This is a genomic window from Mycobacterium sp. (genome assembly GCF_035697385.1).
In the GTDB taxonomy this organism is placed as follows: Bacteria; Actinomycetota; Actinomycetes; order Mycobacteriales; family Mycobacteriaceae; genus Mycobacterium.
On the sequence record NZ_DASSCY010000057.1, the window covers coordinates 20,193 to 43,992 of the forward strand.

At 65.3% G+C, this 23,800-nt stretch carries 22 protein-coding genes; 14 read left to right on the top strand and 8 right to left on the bottom strand.

Annotated elements, in window-relative coordinates:
* Position 1: 1 nt before the first annotated feature.
* From VFH65_RS05145 to VFH65_RS05155, 3 genes are all read right to left on the bottom strand, one after another.
* The gene (locus VFH65_RS05145) at positions 2-1,078 is read right to left on the bottom strand and encodes a 2-oxoacid:ferredoxin oxidoreductase subunit beta (protein ID WP_353320071.1); all 1,077 of its coding nucleotides are present in this window, start codon (positions 1,076-1,078) and stop codon (positions 2-4) included.
* A complete protein-coding gene (locus VFH65_RS05150) occupies positions 1,075-3,021 on the bottom strand; it encodes a 2-oxoacid:acceptor oxidoreductase subunit alpha (RefSeq protein WP_353320072.1) in 1,947 nt (648 codons plus the stop codon). The genes VFH65_RS05145 and VFH65_RS05150 overlap by 4 nt, the downstream gene beginning before the upstream one ends.
* 290 nt (positions 3,022-3,311) lie before the next feature.
* Complete coding sequence (locus VFH65_RS05155; protein ID WP_353320073.1) at positions 3,312-4,316, bottom strand: LacI family DNA-binding transcriptional regulator; 1,005 nt, start codon at positions 4,314-4,316, stop codon at positions 3,312-3,314.
* Positions 4,317-4,405: 89 nt separating this feature from the next.
* Here VFH65_RS05155 and VFH65_RS05160 point away from each other — a divergent pair, with 89 nt between their 5' ends.
* The 4 genes from VFH65_RS05160 to VFH65_RS05175 are packed head-to-tail and all read left to right on the top strand — an operon-like array spanning position 4,406 to position 8,404.
* Positions 4,406-5,569: a phytanoyl-CoA dioxygenase family protein gene (locus VFH65_RS05160; protein ID WP_353320074.1), complete on the top strand. Its 1,164-nt coding sequence runs from the start codon at positions 4,406-4,408 to the stop codon at positions 5,567-5,569.
* Positions 5,566-6,573: a Gfo/Idh/MocA family protein gene (locus VFH65_RS05165; protein WP_353320075.1), complete on the top strand. Its 1,008-nt coding sequence runs from the start codon at positions 5,566-5,568 to the stop codon at positions 6,571-6,573. Before VFH65_RS05160 ends, VFH65_RS05165 begins: the two co-directional genes overlap by 4 nt.
* The gene (locus tag VFH65_RS05170; protein ID WP_353320076.1) at positions 6,570-7,445 is read left to right on the top strand and encodes a sugar phosphate isomerase/epimerase family protein; all 876 of its coding nucleotides are present in this window, start codon (positions 6,570-6,572) and stop codon (positions 7,443-7,445) included. The genes VFH65_RS05165 and VFH65_RS05170 overlap by 4 nt, the downstream gene beginning before the upstream one ends.
* A complete protein-coding gene (locus tag VFH65_RS05175) occupies positions 7,442-8,404 on the top strand; it encodes a Gfo/Idh/MocA family protein (RefSeq protein ID WP_353320077.1) in 963 nt (320 codons plus the stop codon). Before VFH65_RS05170 ends, VFH65_RS05175 begins: the two co-directional genes overlap by 4 nt.
* On the opposite strand, the gene VFH65_RS05180 is transcribed toward VFH65_RS05175, so the two are convergent.
* The 4 genes from VFH65_RS05180 to VFH65_RS05195 all read right to left on the bottom strand — a co-directional run bounded on the left by VFH65_RS05180 (position 8,401) and on the right by VFH65_RS05195 (position 11,578).
* Positions 8,401-8,550: a hypothetical protein gene (locus tag VFH65_RS05180; RefSeq protein WP_353320078.1), complete on the bottom strand. Its 150-nt coding sequence runs from the start codon at positions 8,548-8,550 to the stop codon at positions 8,401-8,403. The two genes, VFH65_RS05175 and VFH65_RS05180, sit on opposite strands and share 4 nt — an antisense overlap.
* 129 nt (positions 8,551-8,679) lie before the next feature.
* The gene (locus VFH65_RS05185) at positions 8,680-9,504 is read right to left on the bottom strand and encodes an ATP-binding cassette domain-containing protein (RefSeq protein ID WP_353320079.1); all 825 of its coding nucleotides are present in this window, start codon (positions 9,502-9,504) and stop codon (positions 8,680-8,682) included.
* A gap of 3 nt (positions 9,505-9,507) precedes the next feature.
* Positions 9,508-10,560 carry an ABC transporter permease gene (locus VFH65_RS05190; RefSeq protein WP_353320080.1) on the bottom strand — a complete coding sequence of 351 codons (1,053 nt, stop codon included), beginning with the start codon at positions 10,558-10,560 and terminating at the stop codon, positions 9,508-9,510.
* A gap of 31 nt (positions 10,561-10,591) precedes the next feature.
* Positions 10,592-11,578, bottom strand: a complete 987-nt coding sequence (locus VFH65_RS05195; RefSeq protein ID WP_353320081.1) for a substrate-binding domain-containing protein — start codon at positions 11,576-11,578, stop codon at positions 10,592-10,594.
* Between the two features lie 156 nt (positions 11,579-11,734).
* Here VFH65_RS05195 and VFH65_RS05200 point away from each other — a divergent pair, with 156 nt between their 5' ends.
* Positions 11,735-12,511, top strand: coding sequence for a TIM barrel protein (locus VFH65_RS05200; RefSeq protein WP_353320082.1), 777 nt, complete (start codon positions 11,735-11,737; stop codon positions 12,509-12,511).
* Positions 12,512-12,688: 177 nt separating this feature from the next.
* Here the strand turns inward: VFH65_RS05200 and VFH65_RS05205 are convergent, their stop codons facing one another.
* Entirely contained in the window at positions 12,689-13,420 is a 732-nt protein-coding gene (locus VFH65_RS05205; RefSeq protein WP_353320083.1) for a GntR family transcriptional regulator, read from the bottom strand.
* 154 nt (positions 13,421-13,574) lie between these two features.
* Here VFH65_RS05205 and iolC point away from each other — a divergent pair, with 154 nt between their 5' ends.
* The 9 genes from iolC to VFH65_RS05250 all read left to right on the top strand — a co-directional run bounded on the left by iolC (position 13,575) and on the right by VFH65_RS05250 (position 23,753).
* Positions 13,575-14,546, top strand: coding sequence for a 5-dehydro-2-deoxygluconokinase (gene iolC / locus VFH65_RS05210; RefSeq protein ID WP_353320084.1), 972 nt, complete (start codon positions 13,575-13,577; stop codon positions 14,544-14,546).
* Entirely contained in the window at positions 14,539-15,420 is an 882-nt protein-coding gene (locus tag VFH65_RS05215; protein ID WP_353320085.1) for a Cgl0159 family (beta/alpha)8-fold protein, read from the top strand. The genes iolC and VFH65_RS05215 overlap by 8 nt, the downstream gene beginning before the upstream one ends.
* Positions 15,421-15,422: 2 nt before the next feature.
* Complete coding sequence (gene iolB, locus VFH65_RS05220) at positions 15,423-16,313, top strand: 5-deoxy-glucuronate isomerase (protein ID WP_353320105.1); 891 nt, start codon at positions 15,423-15,425, stop codon at positions 16,311-16,313.
* A 1-nt stretch (position 16,314) separates the two neighbouring features.
* Positions 16,315-18,246, top strand: coding sequence for a 3D-(3,5/4)-trihydroxycyclohexane-1,2-dione acylhydrolase (decyclizing) (gene iolD, locus VFH65_RS05225; RefSeq protein WP_353320086.1), 1,932 nt, complete (start codon positions 16,315-16,317; stop codon positions 18,244-18,246).
* The gene (locus VFH65_RS05230; RefSeq protein WP_353320087.1) at positions 18,243-19,160 is read left to right on the top strand and encodes a sugar phosphate isomerase/epimerase family protein; all 918 of its coding nucleotides are present in this window, start codon (positions 18,243-18,245) and stop codon (positions 19,158-19,160) included. Before iolD ends, VFH65_RS05230 begins: the two co-directional genes overlap by 4 nt.
* Before the next feature lie 13 nt (positions 19,161-19,173).
* Complete coding sequence (locus VFH65_RS05235) at positions 19,174-20,184, top strand: Gfo/Idh/MocA family protein (RefSeq protein WP_353320088.1); 1,011 nt, start codon at positions 19,174-19,176, stop codon at positions 20,182-20,184.
* Entirely contained in the window at positions 20,184-21,059 is an 876-nt protein-coding gene (locus tag VFH65_RS05240) for a sugar phosphate isomerase/epimerase family protein (RefSeq protein ID WP_353320089.1), read from the top strand. Before VFH65_RS05235 ends, VFH65_RS05240 begins: the two co-directional genes overlap by 1 nt.
* Before the next feature lie 11 nt (positions 21,060-21,070).
* Positions 21,071-22,564 (top strand): CoA-acylating methylmalonate-semialdehyde dehydrogenase, encoded by a 1,494-nt coding sequence (locus tag VFH65_RS05245; RefSeq protein ID WP_353320090.1) that lies wholly within the window; start codon positions 21,071-21,073, stop codon positions 22,562-22,564.
* A gap of 97 nt (positions 22,565-22,661) precedes the next feature.
* Positions 22,662-23,753, top strand: a complete 1,092-nt coding sequence (locus VFH65_RS05250; protein WP_353320091.1) for a Gfo/Idh/MocA family protein — start codon at positions 22,662-22,664, stop codon at positions 23,751-23,753.
* The last annotated feature ends 47 nt before the right edge of the window (positions 23,754-23,800 follow it).

Below are 23,800 nucleotides of genomic sequence, written 5' to 3' on the forward strand. Positions count from 1 at the left end.
GTTAGTCGACGGTCCAGGTGTCTTTACCCCGCAGCAGCGATTGCAGTGCCGCCGTGTCGTGCGCCTTGGCGTCACGCGCGGCGACCAGCTGCTGACGCGCTGCGTCGTCGTAGGTGGGCCTGCTGACCTGACGGAAGATGCCCATCACCATGTGCTCGAGGTTCTGCTCGGAAAGCCTCGACAGCGCGAACGCGTACGCCGGGTCGTCGATCTGCGCGTCGTGCACGACGATCTCGTCGGCGGACACATCGGCGGTCTTGGCGACCTCCAGCCCGAAGCCGGACTTGATCACGCAGTACTCGCCGTCGGCGCCGAAGGTGATCGGCTCGCCGTGAACGATGTTGATCAGGCGCTCCTCGGCGCCTTCCTTGCGCAGCGCGTCGAAGGAACCGTCGTTGAAGATCGGGCAGTCCTGCATGATCTCGACCAGCGCGGCGCCACGGTGCTGGGCGGCGCCACGGAGTACCTCCGAGAGGCCCTTGCGGTCGGAGTCCAACGCGCGACCGACGAACGTCGCCTCGGCGCCCAGCGCGAGCGACACCGGATTGAACGGATAGTCCAACGAACCCATCGGGGTGGACTTGGTGATCTTGCCGACCTCCGACGTCGGCGAGTACTGGCCCTTGGTCAGCCCGTAGATCCGGTTGTTGAACAACAGGATCGTGAGGTTGATGTTGCGGCGCAGTGCATGGATCAGGTGGTTTCCGCCGATCGACAGTGCATCGCCGTCGCCGGTGACAACCCATACCGACAGGTCTTCGCGGGCCAGCGCCAAGCCGGTGGCGATGGTCGGCGCGCGGCCGTGAATCGAATGGAAGCCATACGTTTCCAGGTAGTACGGGAACCGGCTCGAGCATCCGATACCGGACACGAACGCGATGTTCTCCCGCCGTAGCCCGAGCTCGGGCAGGAAGTTGCGGATCGTGTTGAGGATGACGTAGTCACCGCAGCCCGGGCACCAGCGCACCTCTTGGTCGCTGGTGAAGTCCTTGGACTTCTGGGGTTCGTCGGTGGTGGGCACCCCACTGATCTTCGACAGTGGGGTCAGTCCCAGATCGGCGCCGATCACGTCAGTCATGCGTTTACTCCCACGCCAGTCACGCCGGTTTCGACCGTTGCGGCCGCCAACCGTGCGAACTTGGCCTTGTCCATTTCCTTTTCGCCCAGCGTTCCGTCCAGGGCGGCATCGATGATGCCCTCGACCTCGTCGGCCAGGAACGCCATGCCTTCCACCTTCGTCACCGATTGCACGTCTACGAGGAACTTGCCGCGCAGCAGCAGTGCGAGCTGTCCCAGGTTCATCTCCGGCAGCACGACCTTCGGGTAACGCGCAAGGACATCACCGAGGTTGGCCGGGAACGGACTGAGGTGGCGGATATGTGCGTGGGCGACGTTGATGCCCTTGCGCCGCGCGCGCCGGCACGCCTCGCCGATGGGGCCGTAGGAGCTGCCCCACCCGAGCAATAGCAGTTCGGCTTCACCGCTCGGATCGTCGACCTCGAGGTCCGGAACGTTGATCCCGTCGATCTTCTCCTGACGCAGCCGCACCATCAGGTCGTGGTTCTTGGGCTCGTATGAGATGTTGCCGGAGCCGTTGGCCGCCTCGAGGCCGCCGATGCGGTGCTCCAGACCGGCAGTGCCGGGGATGGCGAATTGCCGGGCCAGCGTCTCCGGGTCGCGGGCATACGGCTGGAACGGCTCACCGGACTTCGCGAACGTGTGCTCGATGGGTGCGTAGCTGCTGACATCGGGAATCCGCCACGGCTCAGAGCCATTGGCGATCGCGCCGTCGGAAAGGATGACGACGGGCGTGTGATACGTGACCGCGATTCGTGCGGCTTCGACGGCAACGTCGAAGCAGTCCGACGGCGACCGCGGCGCCAGCACCGCAAGCGGCGATTCGCCATTACGCCCGTAAAGCACCTGCAGTAGGTCGGCCTGCTCGGTCTTGGTCGGCAGACCGGTCGACGGGCCGCCGCGCTGAACGTCGATGACGATCAGCGGAAGCTCGGTCATCACGGCCAGGCCCATGGCCTCCGATTTCAGCGAGATGCCGGGCCCTGAGGTGCTGGTGACGCCGAGAGCCCCGCCGTAGGAAGCGCCGATGGCCGCGCCGATGCCGGCGATCTCATCCTCGGCCTGGAAGGTGAGGACGTTGAAGTTCTTGTGCTTGGACAATTCGTGCAGGATGTCCGACGCCGGGGTGATCGGGTAGGTGCCGAGAACCAGCTGCAGGTCACCGAGATGGCCGGCCGTGACGAGGCCGTAGGCGAGCGCGGTGTTTCCGGAGATCTGCCGGTACTCGCCGGTCTTGAGCTTGGCCGGCGACACCTCGTAGGTGACGGCGAACGCCTCGGTGGTTTCTCCGTAGTTCCAGCCGGCCTTCAGCGCCAGCACGTTGGCCTCGGCGATATCGGGCTTGCGAGCGAACTTCTCGCGGATGAACGCCTCGCTGTGCTCGAGTTCGCGGCCATACATCCACGACAGCAGTCCGAGCGCGAACATGTTCTTGGCGCGCTGGCCGTCCTTCTTCGTCGCACCGATCGACTCGACGGCGCCAAGCGTCAGCGTGGTCATCGGGATGGCCTGCACGACATAGTCGGACAGCTCTTCGCTCTCCAGCGGGTTGGCTTCGTAGCCCACCTTCGCCAGATTCCGCTTGGTGAACTCGTCGGAGTTGGCGATGATCAGGCCGCCCCGAGGCAGATCGGAGACATTGGCCTTCAGCGCGGCGGGGTTCATCGCGACGAGCACATCGGGCCGGTCCCCCGCGGTGAGGATGTCGTAGTCGGCAATCTGAATCTGGAACGAGGAAACGCCAGGAAGCGTGCCCTGCGGTGCCCGGATCTCGGCGGGGTAATTCGGTTGCGTGGCAAGGTCATTGCCGAACAGCGCGGCTTCGGAAGTGAATCGGTCACCGGTGAGCTGCATGCCGTCGCCGGAGTCGCCAGCAAAGCGGATGACGACCTTTTCGAGCTTCTGTCGCGACCCTGTACTGGCCCCGTTGCCGTTGGCCCCCACGCGCCTGCCTTTCGAGCGTTGTGAGCGAAGTCCTCCGAGTCGCGGTCAGACCGACGCGCCGTCAGTGGACGTCCGCAGGAGTTTTGATGTCACTGCCAGTACCGATTATTGCACTTCTCTTAGGTAGGCCTTTACCCGACTCGCTGGCAACGCGCATGTGACGACCGGTCGAACGCACAGCTCAGCCGATGTGGAGACGGGCAGGATGAGACAGAAGTGTGGTTTTCGTCACGTCAACGGGAACGTCATTCCTAAGGAAATTGTTACCGATCGGTAGCCGCCCGCTAGCGCTAGCCGGGCAGGTTGTAGGGCGTGATGACCTGGATCGGCGCCGGGCGTGCCGGTTCGACGGGCAACGCGCCGCGTTCCTGCAGGATCAGCCGCATCGCCAGCCGCGCGTCGGCGCGCAGGTCGTTGTGCAGGACGACCGAGATCCGGCCTTCGCGCAGCAGCCGCCTGTTATCAGCGTCGAGGTCGTGCGCAATAAAAACCCGACAATCGCGGCCGAGTCGGTCGAACGCCGCGACCGTGGCCGTGTTGCCGCCGCCGACGGAGTAAGCGGCCTCTACGCCGGGGTGCTGCTCGAGCGCTTCGAACACCAGGCGTTCGTTCGTCGCGTCGATGCCGTCGCTGTCACTGACCTCGACGATCGTGCGGCCGGAGCTGCGCAGCGCCGACCGGAAACCGACTTCGCGCTCCCCCTCACCGCGGAACACCGTCCGACTGAGCGTGATCAGCACATCCGACGGCGCGGAGCCGAGCCATTGCCGCATCAGATAGGCGGCCGTGACCCCGGCTCCGTGGTTGTCGATGCCGACGTAGCCGCAGCGGGCGCTGCCGGGGACGTCGGTCGTATACGTCACCACCGGGACGCCGGCCTCCACGAGGCGATCGACGGCCTCTGCCACCTCTGGTTCGTCTTGCGCCTTGAGCACCACGCCGTGACTGCCGCGGATGCGGCTCAGCGCATCGACCATCTGCGCCGTCGACCCCGACTCCCACAAGTGGAAGCGGGCCCGCAGCATGGCGGGCGCGAAGGCGGGCAGCTCGGCCTCGATCGCGGCGCGGAAGGCGTCGGAGAACCGCTGCGGGGTTTGCATCACGACGTCGATCAGGTAGCGGCGGCCGTTGAGGCGTAACTGCGCGCGCTGCTTGTCAAGGTCGGCGATCGCCTGCATCACCTCGGCCCTGGTGTTGTGCCGCACCCCCGGGCGGTCGTTGAGGACACGGTCGACGGTGGCCTCGCTCAACCCGGACTGCTGAGCGATCTCACGAACCTTGTAGCGGTGCGGCATGGGCTCGCTTTCTCTGCTCGCCGTCCTGAGGGGTTTTTGATGGGTTTCTGGCGTTGAATGCGGTCGCAATCACAGCAAGACTAACTGCCATGGCCGGACCACTGCGCACCACACGCCAGCCATGGATCGATGAGTCGGATTGCCGGCTCGACGACTTTCGCGCGCAGGTGCTGCGCGATACCGCTCTGGCCGACTACCCGTTGGCCGACGATGTGCGCAGCAACGTCCTGGTGTACGTGGCCGACGCGGTGCACCCGTCCGATCGGCGCGCGCTGCAGTCCGAGCTGATCCGGGCGCTGGCCGACGGGCCAGGTGTCGTGGTCTTCGAGGGGGCCTTTTCCCCCGACATCGTCGACCGGGCCAGCGAGGCGTTCTTCGACATCATCGTCGCGCAGCACGCCGCAGGCGCGGCCGCCGGTGATCACTTCGGCAAGCCGGGCGCCAACGACCGTATCTGGAACGCCGCGCAGAAGCTGGCGCTGCATGCGCCCGACGTGTTCGCCGAGTACTACGCGAACGACGCGCTTGCGCTCATCTGCCAAGCGTGGCTCGGCCCGCGTTACCAGGTCACGTCACAAGTCAACGTCGTCAATCCCGGTGGGACGCAGCAGGTTCCACATCGCGATTATCACCTGGGCTTCGTCGCTGCCGACCATCTTGCGCAGTATCCGGCGCACCTGCACCGCGCGTCAGCAGTCCTGACACTCCAGGGCGCTGTCGCCCACTGCGACATGCCGGTGGAAAGTGGTCCGACGATGCTGCTGCCATACTCGCAGCGGTTCGACGGCGGCTACATCGCCTTCAATCAGCCGGAGTTCGTGGACTTCTTCGCCGAGCACCACGTTCAGGTGCCGCTGCGCAAGGGCGATGCGGCGTTCTTCAACCCGGCGCTGTATCACGGTGCGGGGTCGAACAATTCGGCCGCCATCCATCGGATGGCCAACCTGCTGCAGATCTCTTCGCCGTTCGGGCGGGCGATGGAGGCGCTCGACCGCACCGCGATGGTGCGCGCCGTCTACCCGCATCTGCTCGCGATGAAGGCCGCCGGCCGCCCGGAACAAGACGTGGTCAACGCGGTGGTGGCGACCGCCGAGGGGTACGCGTTTCCCACCAACCTCGACAGCGATCAACCTATCGGCAGTCTGGCGCCGCCAACTCAGGTCGACACGGTGCTGGCAGCGCTGGCCGACAACCTCAGCCCGCAAGAACTCGAGGTCGCACTGCGCGACCAAGACGAACGGAGAGTTCCATGACAACACTCGGCGTGATCGGGCTGGGACGCATCGGCGCGTTCCACACCGACACCCTCACTGCGCTCGACGGCATCGACGGGTTGGTTGTCACCGACGAGCGGCCCGACGTGGTCGCCGCCGTCGCGGCCAAACATGGTGCCAAACCAGTGGATTCGGTCGAGGCACTGCTGACGTCCGGAGTGGACGGCGTCGTGGTGTCTGCCGCGACTCCCGCGCACGCCGAGCTCACGCTTGCGGCGGTGGAGCGGGGCCTCCCCACTTTCTGTGAGAAGCCCATCGCCGCGACGGCCACCGACAGTGCCAGGGTGGCCGAGGTGATCGCCCGCTCCGGTGTGCCGGTGCAGGTGGGGTATCAGCGGCGGTTCGACGCCGCGTTCGCCGCCGCCAAGCGTGCGGCGGACAACGGTTCGCTGGGAGCGCTGCACACCGTGCGCAGTACGACGATGGATCCCGCTCCCCCGCCGATGGAGTACATCGCGGGTTCCGGCGGCATCTTTCGCGACTGCGCGGTGCACGATTTCGATGTCATCCGCTGGATCACCGGCCAGCAGGCGGTCGAGGTGTATGCGACCGGCAGCGTGCAGGGCGACCCGCGGTTCGCGGAGTACGGCGACGTCGACACCGCGGCGGTGGTGGTGACCTTCGAAGGAGGCACGCTCGGCGTGGTGTCTGCCGCCCGCTACAACGGTCGGGGCTACGACTGCCGACTCGAGGTTCATGGCTTTAACGACACCGTGGTTGCCGGCTGGGACCAGGGCGCACCGGTCCGAAATATGGATCCTGACAACGAGTTTCCGGCCGGTCCTGCGCACCATTTCTTCATGGATCGCTTCACCGACGCGTTCCGTGCTGAATTGGCGGCGTTCGTCGATGTGGTCAACGGCAAGGCCGCGCCGGCATGCACGGTGGCCGACGCGGTCGAAGTTGCGTGGCTGGCCGAGGCGGCCACCGAGTCGTTCAAGCGCGGCGCCCCGGTCCGGATCGAAGAAGTGAGATCACTGTGAAATCCCTGAAAATCGCTGGTGCACCGATCTCTTGGGGCGTGTGCGAGGTTCCCGGCTGGGGCTACCAGCTCGCGCCTGACCGCGTACTCGCCGAAATGCGCGACGTCGGCTTGTCTGCCACGGAGCTCGGGCCCGAAGGCTTCCTGCCGACCAACCCCGAGGAGCTCAACGCGTTACTGAACGCGAGCGGGCTGAGTTGCGTGGGCACGTTCGCTCCCGTGCTGCTGCACGATGCCGAGCACGATCCGCTGCCCGACGTTGCGGGTGCGCTTGACGCCTTGGTGGCATGCCGGGCGAATGTTCTGGTGCTCGCTGCGGCCACCGGTACCGACGGATACGATTCACGGCCGACGCTCGACGACGACCAATGGGCCACGCTGCTCGACAATTTGGACATGCTGGCCGCGGCGGCGGCAGAACGCGGCGTGCTGGCCGTGCTGCATCCGCACGTCGGCACGATGGTGGAAACCCGCGAAGACGTAGAGCGTGTGCTGAACGGATCGGAGATCCAGCTGTGCCTCGACACGGGCCATCTGCTGATCGGGGGGACGGATCCACTGCAGCTGGCGCGCGAGATGCCCGATCGCATCGCTCATACGCATCTGAAGGATGTCGACGCGGCCATGGCAGCCCGGGTGCAGGCCGGTGAGCTCACCTACACCGAGGCGGTGCGCCAGGGCATGTACACGCCGCTCGGATCGGGCGATGTGGACATTGCTGGAATTGTGAAGGCATTGCGCAGCAACGGGTTTGACGGCTGGTTCGTGATGGAGCAGGACACGATCCTCGCCGGCGAGCCCACCGACGAGGGCCCAGTCCGCGACGTACGGACCAGCGTGGCGTTCATGCGGGACGTGTGCGTTCCAGCGTGAGTCTGCGAATCGGCGTGCTTGGTGCGTCGCGCATCGCCGAACTGGCCATAGTCGGGCCCGCCCGGGATCTGGGGCACCGGCTTGTCGCGGTGGCCGCACGCGACCCGCAACGCGCGCACGCGTTCGCCGAAAAGCAGGGCGTGGAACGGGTTTTGACGTCCTACGCCGAGGTGATCAATGATCCCGAGGTTGACGTCGTATACAACCCGCTGGCGAACTCGCTGCATGCGCCGTGGAATCTGGCGGCTGTAGAAGCCGGGAAGCCGGTGCTGACCGAAAAGCCGTTCGCGCGCAATCGCGCGGAGGCGCAGCGCGTTGCCGATGCCGCCGACGTCGAGGGAATCACGGTGATGGAGGGCTTTCACTACCTGTTCCATCCGGTGACGCGGCGCGCGTTAGAGCTGGCGCGGGACGGCACGCTGGGTGACCTGGTCCATGTCGAGGTGAGGATGGCCATGCCTGCGCCGGAAGGCGGCGATCCGAGGTGGTCGTTCGAGCTGGCCGGTGGCGCGCTGATGGATCTCGGCTGCTACGGGCTGCACGTCATGCGACGGTTGGGCCACCCGTCAGTCATTCGGGCCCATGCCGAGCAACGCAGCCCGGGCGTCGATGCCTGGTGCGACGTCGACCTTGCGTTTCCCAGCGGGGCAACAGGATTGAGCGCCAACTCGATGGTGGCCGACGACTATGCGTTCACCCTGCGCATCGTGGGCGCCAAGGGAGATGTGCTGGCGCACAACTTCATCAGGCCGCACGACGACGACAGGCTCACGGTCCGTACACCGGAAGGCACCACGGTCGAGCGGTTGGGCACCCATCCGTCGTACACCTATCAGCTGGAAGCGTTCGCCGCGCATGTGCTGAACGGCGCGCCGCTTCCCCTCGACACCGCTGATGCCGTGGAGAACATGGCGTACGTCGACGCCGCGTACCGGGCAGCAGGAATGTCCCCGCGCTAGGGCTGCCGGTCGTTGGCTGGCGTTTCGCGGCGGCGTTCGTGCCAGCGCAGCCGCAGCAACAGCAATCCACGGTGTGCCCGCCAGCCCGCCGACAGCGGGTCACGCCAGACTGGCGTGTGCGCCGTCGGTTCGCGATCCGAGTCCATGCGCCCATTGTGCAATGCCGGCGGGATATAGGCGTAGCTGGCACGCTGCCGTCAAGGTGAACGCCTGTCGAATACTGCACGAGCAAGGCCCCACCGGCCTGTTCGGTCGGCGGGGCCCGCTGGCTTCGTTTATGCGCCTTTACCTCGCAATTCGTGAGACAGCGCCTCGAGCTCGTCGCCGCCGGCCATCTCCTGCGTCAGGTGCTCGAGTGTGATTTCGTCATACGTGCAGTCCAGCTTCTGACGACCCCGGTTGAGCAGCACGAAATGGTCGCCGACCATGTGCGCGTGGTGCGGATTGTGTGTGATGAACACCACGCCGAACCCTGCCTCCTTGGCCGCGGTGATGTACTTCAGCACGACGCCGGACTGCTTGACGCCCAGCGCAGCCGTCGGCTCGTCCAGAATCAGCACGCGCGCACCGAAGAACACCGCCCGCGCGATCGCCACACACTGACGCTGACCGCCGGACAGCGAACCGATCGGCACGTCGACGTCGGGCAGGTCGATGCCCATCTTGGACAGCTCGGTCAACGTGGTGGCCCGCATCGCGTTGGAGTCCAACGGGAATGGGAAGATCTTCTTCCGAATCTCCTGACCCAGGAAGAAGTTTCGCCACACCGGCATCAACGGCACGACGGCGAGGTTCTGGTAAACCGTCGCTATACCCTTGCCCAGCGCATCCTTTGGTGAGTTGAACTTCACCGACTCACCGTCGACCAGGAGCTCACCTTCTGTCTGCGGGTGATATCCGGCGATGATCTTGATCAGCGTCGACTTTCCTGCGCCATTGTCGCCAAGAATGGCCGTCACTTCGCCGGCATGCACCCGCAACGAAATGCCCTGAAGGGCAACGATATTTCCGTACGACTTGCCCATGTCCTTCATCTCGACCAGCGGCACCTTGCCCCCAGACGGGGCCTCTTCCACTCGACGATCAACAGTTGTGGTCACGGGTCACCTCTTCGCGGCGTAGTTACGGAATGCGTTGTTGGCGATCACCGCAAAGAGCAGCATCCCGCCCATGAAGAACTTGAACCAGTCAGGTTCCCAGCCCGCGTAGACAATGCCCTTTTCGACCATGCCGAAGATGAACGCGCCGATCGCAGCGCCGATCGCCGTTCCGTATCCGCCGGTGAGCAGGCAGCCGCCGATGACCGCGGCGATGATGTAGATGAACTCTTGGCCTTGACCTTGACCGGACTGCACCGTGTTGTAGGTGAATAGCAGATGCATGCCGACGAACCAGGCCGTAAATCCGACGAACATGAACAGGCCGATCTTGACCTTCGTCACCGGAACGCCGACCGCACGAGCACTCTCCTCGTCACCGCCGACGGCGAAGATCCAGTTGCCGATTCGCGTCTTGAACAACACATAAGTCGCCACGATGGTGAAGAGCACCCACCACAGCACGGTGATGCGCACTTGCACGCCAAACACCGTCAGCGTCGACGCGAACACGGCTCGCGCCGAATCCCAGCCCTGCATATCGCTCACGCTGGCCGTGGCAACCTGTCCCGAAACTAGTTTGGTCACAGCGATATTGGCGCCGGTAAGCATCAGAAGCGTGCCCAGCGTGATCAAGAAGCTCGGGATCTTGGTCTTCATCACCAGATACCCGTTGAAGAATCCAATCGCCAATGACAGGACGAGGGCCAATGCTGCGCCCACCCACAGGTTGAGGTGCAGGTTGAAGGCGAGCATCGACGCGGCGAGCGAACTCGTCGTGACGGCCACACCCGCCGACAGATCGAATTCGCCGCCGATCATCAGCAATGCGACCGCGCACGCCATGATCCCGATGGTCGAACTTCCGTAGAGCACGTTCGCCAGCGCGTCGGGGGTGCGGAAGGGCGGGGCCACGATTGTAAAGACGAAGAAGATTACGACCGCGCCTATCAGCGCACCCATTTCCGGCCGAATCAGCAAGCGCTGAACACGGTTTCGTTCCTTGACCCGCTCGTCGTGAACGACCTTGCGTTCAGACAGGTCAACACCTGTACTCATCAGCATTCTTCCTTCGTCACGCAACCGCTCATCAGCGGGTGCCGTTCTTCGCGTATTCCGCCACCGCCTCGATGTTCGACTTGTCGATGAACGACGGACCAGTCAGCACCGGCTTGCCGCCGCCGATCACGTTGCCGTTGGTCAGGTAGAGCCACAGCGAGTCGACGGCAAGGTAGCCCTGCAGGAACGGCTGTTGGTCGACCGCCCACTGCACGTCGCCGGCCTCGATGGCATCTACCAGGGCGGCATTCGTGTCGAAGGTGCCCACCTTGGCTGAACTGCCCGCGTTCTTTGCCGACTGCACGGCGGTCAATGCGAACGGCGCGCCCAGCGTCACGATGTAGTCGATGCTCGGATCCTGTTGCAGCTTCGCGGTGATCGTCGACTCGACCGAAGGCATGTCCTTGCCGTTGACGTTGAGGTTCTCGGTCGCGGGGAAGGTGTTCTTCACACCGGCGCAGCGGGCCTCGAGGTCAACGTGGCCCTGCTCCTGGATTACGCAGATCGCCTTCTTGGCGCCCTCTGTCTTCAGCCGGTCGCCGGCACCCTGGCCGGCCACGTAGCCGTCCTGGCCGAAATACTCCGTGACGCCCATTGCCTGCCACGCATCCTGGCCGGCGTTGAACGCCACCACCGGGATCCCCTTGGCTTCGGCGGCCTGCACCGCGGCTTTCATCGCGTCGGGCTTGGCCAGCGTCACCGCGATGCCCTTGACGCCACTGTCGATTGCGGTCTGCACCAGATTGGCTTGGTTGGGCGCCTCGGGATCGTTGGAGTACCGCAACTCGATGTTGTCCTTCTTGGCCGCGGCCTCGGCGCCCTTGCGGATCAGATCCCAGAAGGAGTCACCGGGCACTTCGTGCGTGATCATTGCGATCGTCATCCGCGGTGTGTCGACGGTGCCGCCGCCTCCGCCGCCGTTCGACTCCTCGGGTTTTCCCCCGGTACCGGAACATGACGCGATACCCAAAACGAGCACGCCCGCCCCGGCGATTGCAGCGAGCCGACTGAACCTCATTGTTTCTCCTTGCTCTCGAGAACGACGTGACACGCCTGTAAAGCTCGATGTAATACGGCTCACACCCGAAAGTCAACAGTTTGTTCGGACATTAGGACTGCAGGTCAAATGTTAGGGTGCGTCCATGCTGGTCAGCGTGTGGGAGGTGACAAGGTCATGAGCGGCTTTGAGCTCGCAGTCTGTTCCGAGATGGTCTTCACGGACCTGCCCATCATCGACCGTGTGCGGCGCATCCATCACATGGGCTTCGCGGTCGAGATCTGGAGCTGGCACGACAAGGACCTGCAGGCACTGGCAGCTACCGGCGCCCGATTCACGTCGATGACCGGCTACCTGCACGGTGATCTGATCGACCCGCAAACCGCCGACGAGGTTCTGCGGACGGCCGAGTTGTCCATCAAAGCCGCTGAGACGCTTGGCGTTACGCGCCTTAACCTTCACACCGCAGAGCTGGTCGACGGTCAAGCGGCCCGGCCTCGATATCGCGCCACCGGCGACATGTGGCTGACCGCGGTGCGCACACTCGAGCGCATAGGCGAACGCGGCGCGGCGGCCGGCGTGACGTTCTGCGTGGAGAACCTCAACACGATCGTCGACCACCCCGGCGTCCCGCTGGCCCGGGCGAAGGACACGCTGGCCTTGGTGGAAGCCGTCGACCATCCCAACGTGAAAATGATGCTCGACCTGTATCACGCGCAGATCGGCGAAGGGAATCTCATCGAGCTGGTCCGGCGCTGCGGCGATGCGATCGGCGAAATTCAGGTCGCCGATGTGCCAGGCCGCTGCGAACCGGGCACCGGCGAGATCAACTACCCCGCGATTGCGAAAGCGTTGCGCGACATCGACTTTGCCGGGACGATCGGCATGGAGGCCTGGGCTTCCGGCGACAGCGTCTCGGCGCTGGAAGCGTTCCGCAGCGCGTTCACTTCTTAGCGCGAGCAGCAGCCAGGGGAGCTTCGCTCCGCGGTCCAGGAAGAAAATCGCGCCGAGAGTAGGAAAGATGACGGGATCCGGTGGGCGGATTCCGTCATATTCCCTACTCTCGCGATGCCCCGCCACCGCACAGACGTCCACCAGGGCATATGGCCCATTTTCGAGAGAGACGCCGCGTTAGCGGTCCACCAGCGTGGTGTCGAAGTAGTAACGCGAAGCGCGATAGCAATGGATGCCGAACTCGACCGCGCTACCGGAGTCGTCGAACGCGGTTCGCGACATCGTCAGCAAGGGCGCGTTGGGTTTCTCGTCGAGCAGCCGAGCCTCCGAGCGGGTCGCGCCACGCGCGCCGATGCGCTGGCGCGCGAGTCGTATGTGAACACCGCGCGCCCGCAGCGACTGGTACAGCCCGTTGCTCTCCAACTCGTCGGCATCCGGTGCGATCTCGGCTGGCAGATGATTGGTCATCACCGCAAGCGGCTCGCCGTTGGCGCATCGCAGCCGGTAAATCGACACCACCTCGCGGTCGGCGGCCAGGCTCAGTTCGCGCGCCACCTCTTCGTCCGGCGGCCCGACGCGATAGTCCAGCAGCTGCGTCGTGGGTTCCTGGCCCGCGCGGACCAGATCGTCGAACAGGCTCGTCAACTCGACGCGACGGTGAACGGGATTCTGCACAACCTGCGTGCCAACTCCCCGCTTGCGCACCAGCAGGCCCTTGTCGACGAGTTCCTGAATGGCGCGTCGAGTGGTCGGCCGCGACAGGGTCAGCCGCTTTGCCAGCGCCAGTTCGTTTTCGAAGCGATCGCCGGGCGCCAGATCGCCGTCGCGGATCGCGGCCTCGATGGCCTGGGCGAGCTGATAGTAGAGAGGAACAGGGCTGGATCTGTCGAGCTCCACCGTCAGGGGCACGTCGTCTCCGATCTCGTGCGGGACCAGATGAACAGTAGCTGCATCCTAACATCGCATGATCAAAAGATAGAATGTCAGGACAAAGTATTGACAGCACGGAGTGACGCGGGGCACTCTCGATACGAGCCATCACCTACTTCTTGGAAGGCTGACTTTGAGTACGACACAGCCGTTTGACGTCCTCGCCATCGGGCGCTGCGGCGTCGACATCTATCCCCTTCAGATCGGTGTCGGACTGGAGGATGTCACCACCTTCGGCAAGTTCCTTGGCGGCAGCGCCGCCAACGTGACCGTGGCCGCGGCACGGCTGGGCAACCGCGCGGCCTTGATCTCCGGCGTGGGCGACGACCCGTTCGGCACCTTTGTCCGCCGCGAGTTGGCCGACCTCGGAGTCGACAACCGTTACGTCGCCACGCACGGCGAGTACCCGACACCCATCACGTTCTGCGAGATCTTTCCACCGGACAACTTTCCGCTGTACTTCTATCGTCGGCCCAGCGCGCCCGATCTGCAGGTCTGCGCCGACGACATAGATTCCGATACCGTCCGCGATGCCAGGTTGTACTGGTCCACGGTCACCGGGCTGTCCGAAGAGCCAAGCCGCAGCGCACATTTCGCGGCTTGGGAGACTCGGCAGCGCAAGCAGTTCACCGTGCTCGACCTGGACTACCGGCCGATGTTCTGGGAATCTCCTGCCGCCGCAACCGAACAGGTTCAGCGCGCCCTGCAGCACGTGACGGTGGCCGTGGGCAATCGCGAAGAATGCGAGATCGCAGTCGGTGAACACAACCCGCGCAAGGCCGCCGACGCGCTGCTCGACCTCGGCGTCGAGCTGGCGATCGTCAAGCAGGGCCCCCGCGGAGTCCTCGGCAAGACGCGGCACTCGTCGGTGATGGTGGCGCCCAACGACGTCGACGTGGTCAACGGCCTTGGGGCTGGTGACGCATTCGGCGGCAGCCTCTGCCACGGACTGCTGCACGGCTGGCCGCTGGAGAAGACGCTGCGGTACGCCAACGCCGCCGGCGCCATCGTTGCTTCGCGGCTGGAGTGCTCGACCGCGATGCCGACAGCCGCGGAAGTGGCCGAACTCGCCGAGCAAGCCGCGGTGGAGGCCGTCAATGTCTAACGCGATGTGCACCGATTACACCGAGATCACCGAACTTCGGGCAACCGATCCCGGCGCGATCGGCCGCGCTTGGCAGAACCGCACCACCAGACCGACCACGCGCGGCAACGGCAGGCTGATGATCGTCGCGGCCGACCATCCTGCCCGCGGGGCGCTGGCGGTCGGCTCGCGGCCCACCGCGATGAATAGTCGCACCGATCTGCTCGACCGGCTGAGGGCCGCGCTCGCAGATCCCGGCGTCGACGGCGTACTGGCCACTGCCGACATCCTCGACGACCTGCTGTTGCTCGGCGCACTCGAGGACAAGGTCGTGTTCTCGTCGATGAACCGCGGCGGCCTCGCCGGTGCGCGATTCGAGCTCGACGACAGGATGACCGCGGCCACCGCAACCGCCACCGCCACCGCACGCATGAACGGCGGAAAGATGTTGTGCCGCATCGATCTCGACGATCCCGGCACGGTCACCACTCTTGAGGCGTGCGCACGGGCGGTCGACGAGCTTGCGTCACACGGGCTGATCGCGATGGTCGAGCCGTTCATGTCGACGCGCGTCGACGGCAAGGTACGCAACGACCTGTCCCCCGACGCGGTGATCAAGTCGATCCACATCGGCCAGGGCCTCGGCTCGACGTCGGCGTACACGTGGATGAAGCTGCCGGTGGTCGACGAGATGGACCGGGTGATGGAGGCCACGACCCTGCCGACACTGCTGCTCGGCGGCGATCCCGCCGATCCCGACGAGGCTTTCGCCAGTTGGGAGAAGGCCCTTGGGTTGCCGTCGGTGCGCGGCCTCATTGTCGGCCGCACGCTCCTCTATCCGGCCGACGACGATGTCAGCTCCGCGGTCGCGACCGCTGTCTCGATGGTGAGGTGAGCATGCATAGCAAGTACTACATCCCCGCGCGCAGCGCCGCTGCCCCGTACACCGTCGACGTCACACCGGAGTCGGCCGGCTGGACCGAGTCCAGCCTGAAGGTGGTGGAGTTGGAGTCGGCGCTCACGCTGGCGACGGGCGACACCGAGGTGATGATCCTGCCGCTAGCGGGCCAAGGCAGTGTCGAGTCCGACGGCGAGGCATTCGAACTGTCCCCGCGCGCATCGGTTTTCGACGGGCCCGCCGACATGGTGTACATCGGCACCCGCAACACCTACACGCTCTCCGGTGAAGGACGGTTCGCAATCTGCGGGGCCCGGGCCAAGCGTCAGCTGGCGAATCGCCGGGTCGCCGCGGTCGACGTGCCAGTGGAGTTGCGTGGCACGGGCAACTGCAGTCGCCAGGTGCACAACTTCGGCGCCGCAGGGGTTTTCGAGGCCGACTCGTTGATCGCCTGCGAAGTCATCACACCCGGCGGTAACTGGTCGAGCTATCCCGCGCACAAGCATGACGAGAACACTCCCGTCGAATCCGCCCTCGAGGAGATCTACTACTTCGAAATCGATGCGGGGCGTGGACCCGATGTCGCGCCCGGGGGCGCTCCGGCAGATTCCCGCGGCTTCGGGTACCACCGCGTCTACGGCACCCCCGACCGCCCCATCGAGGTGCTCGAGGAAGTCCGCAGCGGTGACGTCGTGTTGGTCCCCCACGGCTTCCACGGCCCGTCCGTCGCGGCGCCCGGGTACCACATGTACTACCTGAATGTGATGGCCGGCCCGGGTGACGAGCGGGCCTGGAAGATCGTCGACGATCCCGAACACGCCTGGCTGCGCGGCACCTGGGAGCACCAGGACGTCGACCCCCGCCTGCCCCTGCGTTCACGAGGAGTGTGACGTGGTCTCCAAAGCATCTGTCTTCAAGACTCCGGACGCCGAGCCGACCGTTCGACTCACCGTCGCCCAGGCCACAATCCGGTTCCTCGCCAACCAGTACGTCGAGCGTGACGGTGAGCGCGGCAAGTTCTTCGCCGGTTGCTTCGGCATCTTCGGCCACGGGAATGTGGCTGGCATCGGCCAGGCGCTGCTGCAGGCCGAGGTCGACGAGAACGAACCCAAGCTGCGATATGTGTTGGGCCGCAACGAGCAAGCGATGGTGCATTCCGCGGCAGCCTATGCGCGCCAGAAGGACCGGTTGCAGGCGTGGGCGGTGACCGCGAGCATCGGCCCTGGCTCGACGAACATGTTGACCGGGGCGGCGCTGGCCACGATCAACCGGCTGCCGGTATTGCTGCTGCCGTCGGACACCTTCGCCACCCGCGCCAGCGCGCCCGTGTTGCAGCAGCTCGAGCTACCTCATGACGGTGAGATCACCGTCAACGACGCGTTCAAGCCGCTGTCGCGATTCTTCGACCGGGTGTGGCGCCCCGAACAGCTGCCCGCCGCGCTGCTGGGCGCGATGCGCGTGCTCACCGATCCCATTGAAACAGGGGCAGCGACCGTCGCCTTACCCCAGGATGTCCAGGCCGAGGCGTTCGACTGGCCGGAATCGCTGTTCGCCGAACGAACTTGGCACATCGCCCGACCGCTGCCCGAGCGCGCGGTGATCGCCAGGGCCGCCAACGTGATCCGCTCTGCGCAACGGCCGTTGATTGTGGCAGGCGGTGGCGTCATCTACTCCGGCGCCAACGACGCATTGGCGGCGTTCGCCGAGAAGACCGGCATCCCGGTATCAGAGACGCAGGCCGGCAAGGGATCGCTGCCCTATGACCACCGGCAGTCTGTCGGGGCGATCGGTTCGACTGGCACCACAGCAGCCAACGCACTGGCCGCCGAGGCCGATGTGGTGATCGGCATCGGCACCCGCTACAGCGACTTCACCAGCGCATCGCGGACGGCGTTCAACGACCCACACGTGCGGTTCGTCAACATCAACGTCGCCTCGTTCGACGCCGTCAAACAGGGTGGGATGTCGGTTGTGGCCGACGCCCGCGAGGCGCTCGACGCGCTGTCGGATGCGCTGAGCGATTATTCGGTGAGCGACGAATATCGTGCGCGCACAGCTGAACTCGCCAAGGACTGGGACGCTACGGTCTCAGCCGCATACCGCGTGGATGACGATGGCAGCGCCCTGAATCAGAGCCAGGTGATCGGGCTGGCGAACACGTTGTCCGATCCGCGCGACGTGGTCGTGTGCGCTGCCGGTTCGATGCCGGGCGATCTGCACAAGCTGTGGCGTACCCGCGACCGCAAGGGCTATCACGTCGAATACGGCTACTCGTGTATGGGATACGAGGTGGCCGGCGGCATCGGTATCAGGATGGCCAGCCCCGACCGCGACGTCTTCGTCATGGTCGGCGACGGCTCGTATTTGATGATGGCGACCGAGTTGGTCACCGCGGTTCAAGAGGGCGTGAAGGTCATCGTCGTGCTCGTGCAGAACCACGGTTTCGCGTCGATCGGGTCGCTCTCGGAGTCGTTGGGCTCGCAGCGGTTTGGTACGTCATACCGTTACCGCGATGACTCCGGTCGCCTGCAGGGCGACAAGCTGCCCGTCGACCTGGCAGCCAACGCTGCCAGCCTGGGCGCCGAGGTGATCCGCGTGGCGACCGCCGCCGAGTTCACCGATGCCGTCAAAGTGGCCAAGGCCAACGAGCACACCACGGTCATCCACGTCGAAACCGACCCACGGGTCTATGCGCCGGACAGCGAATCCTGGTGGGACGTTCCGGTCAGTCAGGTATCCGCTCTGGACTCCACCCGCGAGGCGTACGAGACGTACGCCGAGTGGAAGAAGGTTCAGCGCGCGTACGTAAGGCCATCCGAATGAGCACTATTCGCGTCGGCTCGGCGCCCGACTCGTGGGGCGTGTGGTTCCCCGACGATCCGAACCAGACGCCGTACACCCGCTTTCTGGACGAGGTGGCCGACTCTGGCTATCAGTGGATCGAGCTGGGGCCGTACGGCTATCTGCCCACCGACCCGCAGAAGTTGTCCGACGAACTGGCGGCGCGCAACCTGAAGCTGTCCGCGGGAACGGTGTTCGAGCATCTGCATCGGGACGGAGTCGGTGCGGCCGGCGCATGGAACACAGTGTGGAAGCAGATCGAGGACGTCGCGAAGTTGACCGCCGCAGTCGGCGGTAAGCACGTCGTGGTCATTCCCGAGATGTGGCGCGACCCATCGACCGGGCAGGTGCTCGAGGACCGCAGTCTCACCGCCGAGCAGTGGAAGAAGAAGACCGGCGGCATGAACGACCTCGGTAAGGCGATGTTCGAAAGGTACGGTGTGCGAGCGCAATACCATCCGCACGCGGACAGTCACGTCGACACCGAAGAGAACGTCTACCGCTTCCTCGACGGCACGGATCCCGACTTCGTGAACCTGTGCCTGGACACCGGTCACATCAGCTACTGCGGCGGCGACAACCTCGCGATCATCAACCGTGCCCCCGACCGCATCGGGTACTTGCATCTCAAGCAGGTCGATCCCGAGGTGCGCGCCAAGGTCGAGGCCGAAGACCTGCCGTTCGGCGAGGCGGTGAAGCTCGGTGCGATGACCGAACCGCCGCGCGGCATTCCCGAGATGCCGCCGCTGCTGGATGCCATCGAAAAGCTCGGCATCGACGTGTTCGCGATCGTCGAGCAGGACATGTACCCGTGTGATCCCGACCAGCCGCTACCCATCGCGCAGCGCACCCGCCGCTACCTCGGGTCGTGCGGTGTGCCGTCGGTGAAGTTCTAGGAGACCAAACACCATGTCAGACTTACGTATTGCTGTGCTGGGTGTCGGCATGATGGGTGCCGACCATGTCGCACGCATCACCAGTCGAATCAGCGGCGCACAGGTAGCCGTCGTCAATGACTACATGCAGGAGAAGGCGGCCGAAGTCGCGGCCGCGGTCCCAGGGGCTCGCGTGGCCAACGATCCGTTTGACGCCATCGCGGACGACGATGTCGACGCGATACTGCTCGCCACACCGGGCCCGACGCATGAGAAACAACTCCTGGCGTGCCTCGAACAAGGCAAGCCCGTGCTGTGCGAGAAGCCGCTGACCACCGATTCGGCGTCCTCTCTTGAGGTGGCGCGCCGAGAGGCGGCGCTGGGCACACCGCTGATTCAGGTGGGCTTCATGCGTCGCTTCGACCCGGAGTACCAACAGCTGAAGGCGCTCATCGACGGTGGCGAGCTGGGCCAGCCGCTGGTGATGCATTGCGTTCACCGAAACCCCGCGGTGCGACCGAGTTTCGACTCCGCGATGGTGGTCAGGGACTCGCTGGTGCACGAGGTCGACGTGGCGCGCTTCCTGCTGGGCGAGGAGATCGCCTCGATACAGATCATCAAGCCGACGCCGAACCGCGGCGCACCGCGGGGTTTGCAGGATCCCCAGATCGCGATCTTCCAGACCGTCAGCGGCCGGCATGTCGACGTCGAGGTCTTCGTCACCACTGGCGTCGCCTATGAGGTGCGCACCGAGGTCGTCGGTGAACTGGGCAGCGCCACAATCGGTCTCGATATCGGATTGATCCGCAAGTCGGCCCCTGGAACATGGGGTGGCCGGATCACGCCGGGCTTCCGGGAACGGTTCGGCACCGCATACGACATCGAGGTGCAGCGCTGGGTCGACGCGGTGAGGTCCGGCGTCAATGTCGACGGGCCTACGGCGTGGGACGGTTACGCCGCAGCGGCGGTGTGCGAAGCGGGTGTTCGGTCAATGGAAACCGGCGAGCGCGTCAATGTCGAGCTCGCCGAAAGGGTTAGCGTCTGATGAAGATCGCCCTGGACCCCACGCCGTTCCACCACGATCATGCCCTGCTCGACTTCCCGCGCGTCGTCGCGGACTTGGGCTACGAGTACCTGCAGCTGACGCCGCATCGCGACTTCATCCCGTTCTTCAACCACCCGCGCGCCGACGACGAACTGGTCGCCCAGTTCCGCAAGGCATGCGCAGACGCGGGCGTCGGGATCGCGTCGGTGCTGCCCGTGCTGCGGTGGTCAGGGCCCGACGAGGATGCCCGCGAGGCGGCGATGCGCAACTGGAAGCGTGTCATTCAGATCACCGTCGACCTCGGCGTCAACGTCATCAACACCGAGTTCTCCGGACGGCCCGAGCGGGCCGAGGAGTCCGAACGGGCGTTCTTCCGCTCGATGGAGGAGCTGCTGCCGATCTTCGAGCGAGAGGGCATCGACGTTCGAATCGACCCGCACCCAGACGATTTCGTCGAGGACGGGATGGAGGCGCTGCGCATCATCCGCGGTCTGAACTCGCCCAACGTCGGCATGGTCTACGTCGCTTGCCACACTTTTCACATGGGCGGCAACATGACTGAGATCATCCGCGCCGCGGGCAACAGGTTACGCCTCGTGCACGTCGCCGACACGATGGATCACCGGCGCAGCCATGGGCTGCGCTACATCACCAACCCGCCCGGCAACGCGGCACGGGTGCATCAGCACCTCAAGATCGGCGATGGCGATGTCGATTGGGACGAGTTCTTCGGCGGGCTCGCCGAGATCGACTTCTACGACCGGCCCGACACGGTCATGGTGTCATCCGTGTTCGCCGAGAACGAGGACGCAAACGAGGTCTCGCGCTACCAACTGACCACCATGTCCGACTACGTATCCAAATACCGCAAATAGGAACAACACACATGACCAACACCATCCCCCACTGGATCAACAACGAGCCCTACGCGGGCACCGGCAACAACACGTCACCGGTGACCAATCCGGCGACTGGCAAGGTCACCGGTGAGGTGGCGCTGGCCAGCCTCGAGGACGCCCGCGCGGCGATCGACGCGGCCACCGACGCGTTCCCGGCGTGGCGCGACACGTCGCTGGCCAAACGCACGACGATCCTGTTTGCGTTTCGTGAGTTGCTCAACGCCCGCAAGGGCGAGCTGGCCGAGATCATCACCAGCGAGCACGGCAAGGTCGTCTCCGATGCCTTGGGTGAGGTCAGCCGCGGCCAAGAGGTCGTCGAATTCGCCTGCGGTATCCCACATCTGCTCAAGGGCGGGTTCACCGAAAACGCCTCCACCAAGGTCGACGTCTACTCCATCCGCCAGCCGCTCGGGCCCGTCGGCATCATCAGCCCGTTCAACTTCCCGGCCATGGTGCCGATGTGGTTCTTCCCGATCGCGATCGCCACAGGAAACACCGTGGTGCTCAAGCCTTCCGAGAAGGACCCGTCGGCGTCGCTGTGGCTGGCCGAACTGTGGGCCGAAGCCGGGCTGCCGCCCGGGGTGTTCAACGTGCTGCAAGGCGACAAGACTGCCGTCGACGAACTGCTCACCAACCCCGCGATCAAGTCGGTGTCGTTCGTCGGCTCCACCCCGATCGCCTCCTACGTCTATCAAACCGGCACCGCCGCCGGTAAGCGCGTGCAGGCCCTTGGCGGGGCGAAGAACCACGCGGTGATCCTTCCCGACGCCGACCTCGACCTGGCCGCCGATGCGATGGTCAACGCCGGGTTCGGCTCGGCAGGCGAACGCTGCATGGCCATCAGCGCGTGCGTGGCCGTCGGCCCGATCGCCGACGATCTGGTCGCCAAGATCGCCGAACGTGCACAGAGCATCAAGACCGGTGACGGCACACGTGACGCCGACATGGGCCCGCTGGTCACCAAGGCCCACCGCGACAAGGTCGCCTCCTACATCGACGCTGGTGAGGCCGACGGCGCCAAGATCGTGGTCGACGGGCGCAACGTCACCGCCGACGGTGGCGAAGAGGGCTTCTGGTTGGGCCCCACCCTGATCGACAACGTCACACCCGAAATGAGCGTCTACACCGACGAGATCTTCGGCCCCGTGCTGTCGGTGCTGCGCGTCGAGACCTACGACGACGCCCTGCAACTGGTGAACGACAACCCGTACGGCAACGGCACCGCGATCTTCACCAACGACGGCGGCGCCGCACGGCGCTTCCAGAACGAGGTCGAAGTCGGCATGGTCGGCATCAACGTGCCCATCCCCGTGCCGATGGCCTACTACAGCTTCGGCGGCTGGAAGGCCTCGCTGTTCGGCGACAGCCACGCCCACGGCACCGAAGGCGTGCAGTTCTTCACCCGCGGCAAGGCGATCACCAGCCGCTGGCTCGACCCCAGCCACGGCGGCATCGAACTCGGCTTCCCCCAAAACAAGTAGCCCACCTCCCGAGCTCACCTCCTCGCGAGTGGCCGTGTTTGTACGCAACACGCCGACAATTGACGTACAACAGCGGTCGCTCGCGCAAGATTGAGCCATGACAGATCGGCTGATCGCAGGCATGGTCGGCGGCGGCGCCGGCGCGATGATCGGTGCCGCTCACCGCCACGCCATGTGGCTCGACAACCAATACGTCCTGGCCGCCGGAGTTTTCGGGCGTGACGCGGCGGCGTCGGCCGAGTTCGCCAACAGCATCGGCGTACCGCGGGTCTACGACGACTACCGGCAGATGGCCGAACGCGAAGTCAGCCTCGACCTTGTCGCGGTCGTCACGCCGAACGACACCCACTACGAGATAACCAAGGCGTTCCTCGAACGGGGCATTTCGGTGGTCTGCGAAAAGCCCCTGACGAACGACTCCAACACGGCGGCCGAACTCGTCGCAATCGCCGAAACGAACAATGCGATCCTTGCTGTGCCCCATATCTATTCGGCGTACGCGATGGTCAGACACGCCGCTCGCATGGTCCGCAACGGTGACCTGGGCCGGATCAGGTTCGTCGCGGCCGAACACGCGTCCGGGTGGGCGTCAGCGCCGATCGACCAGTGGCGGATGGACCCCGCCCTCGGTGGCGCGGCCAGCGCCGTCGCCGACGTCGGCACCCACGCGTACCACCTGCTGCGCTACATCACCGGCCTGGAAGCCACCCGCATCTCCGCGGACCTGAGCACCCTTGTCCCCGGACGACGGGTCTTCGACAACGCGACCGTGCGGCTGACGCTGTCCAACGGCGCGCCTGCAACGGTGTGGGCAACCATGGCTGCCACCGGTCATGAGCATGGCCTGCGCATCCGGGTGTTCGGAGACGACGCGAGCCTGGAGTGGCGCCACGAGGATCCTCAACACCTCATCGTGCGCGACCCGTCCGGCGGCGCAACGATTCTCGCGCACGGCATGGGCACGCTGTCCGACGACGCCGCCCGCCTGACCCGCGTCGGCTTCGGACATCCTGAAGGTTTCATCGAGGCGTTCGCCAACTTCTACCTCGACCTCGCCGACCTACTGCGCGGCGGCCCTGGCCGCGACCTGTCGATCCCCACCGGCATCGACGGCCTCCTCGGCGTCCGGTTCGTCGAAGCCGCGGTGGCCTCACACGACCAGGACGCCGCCTGGGTGGCTCTTCTGTAGCGCTCCACTTAGCCGCCGAGTGTGGGGGCTGCGGGTCTACCAATGCC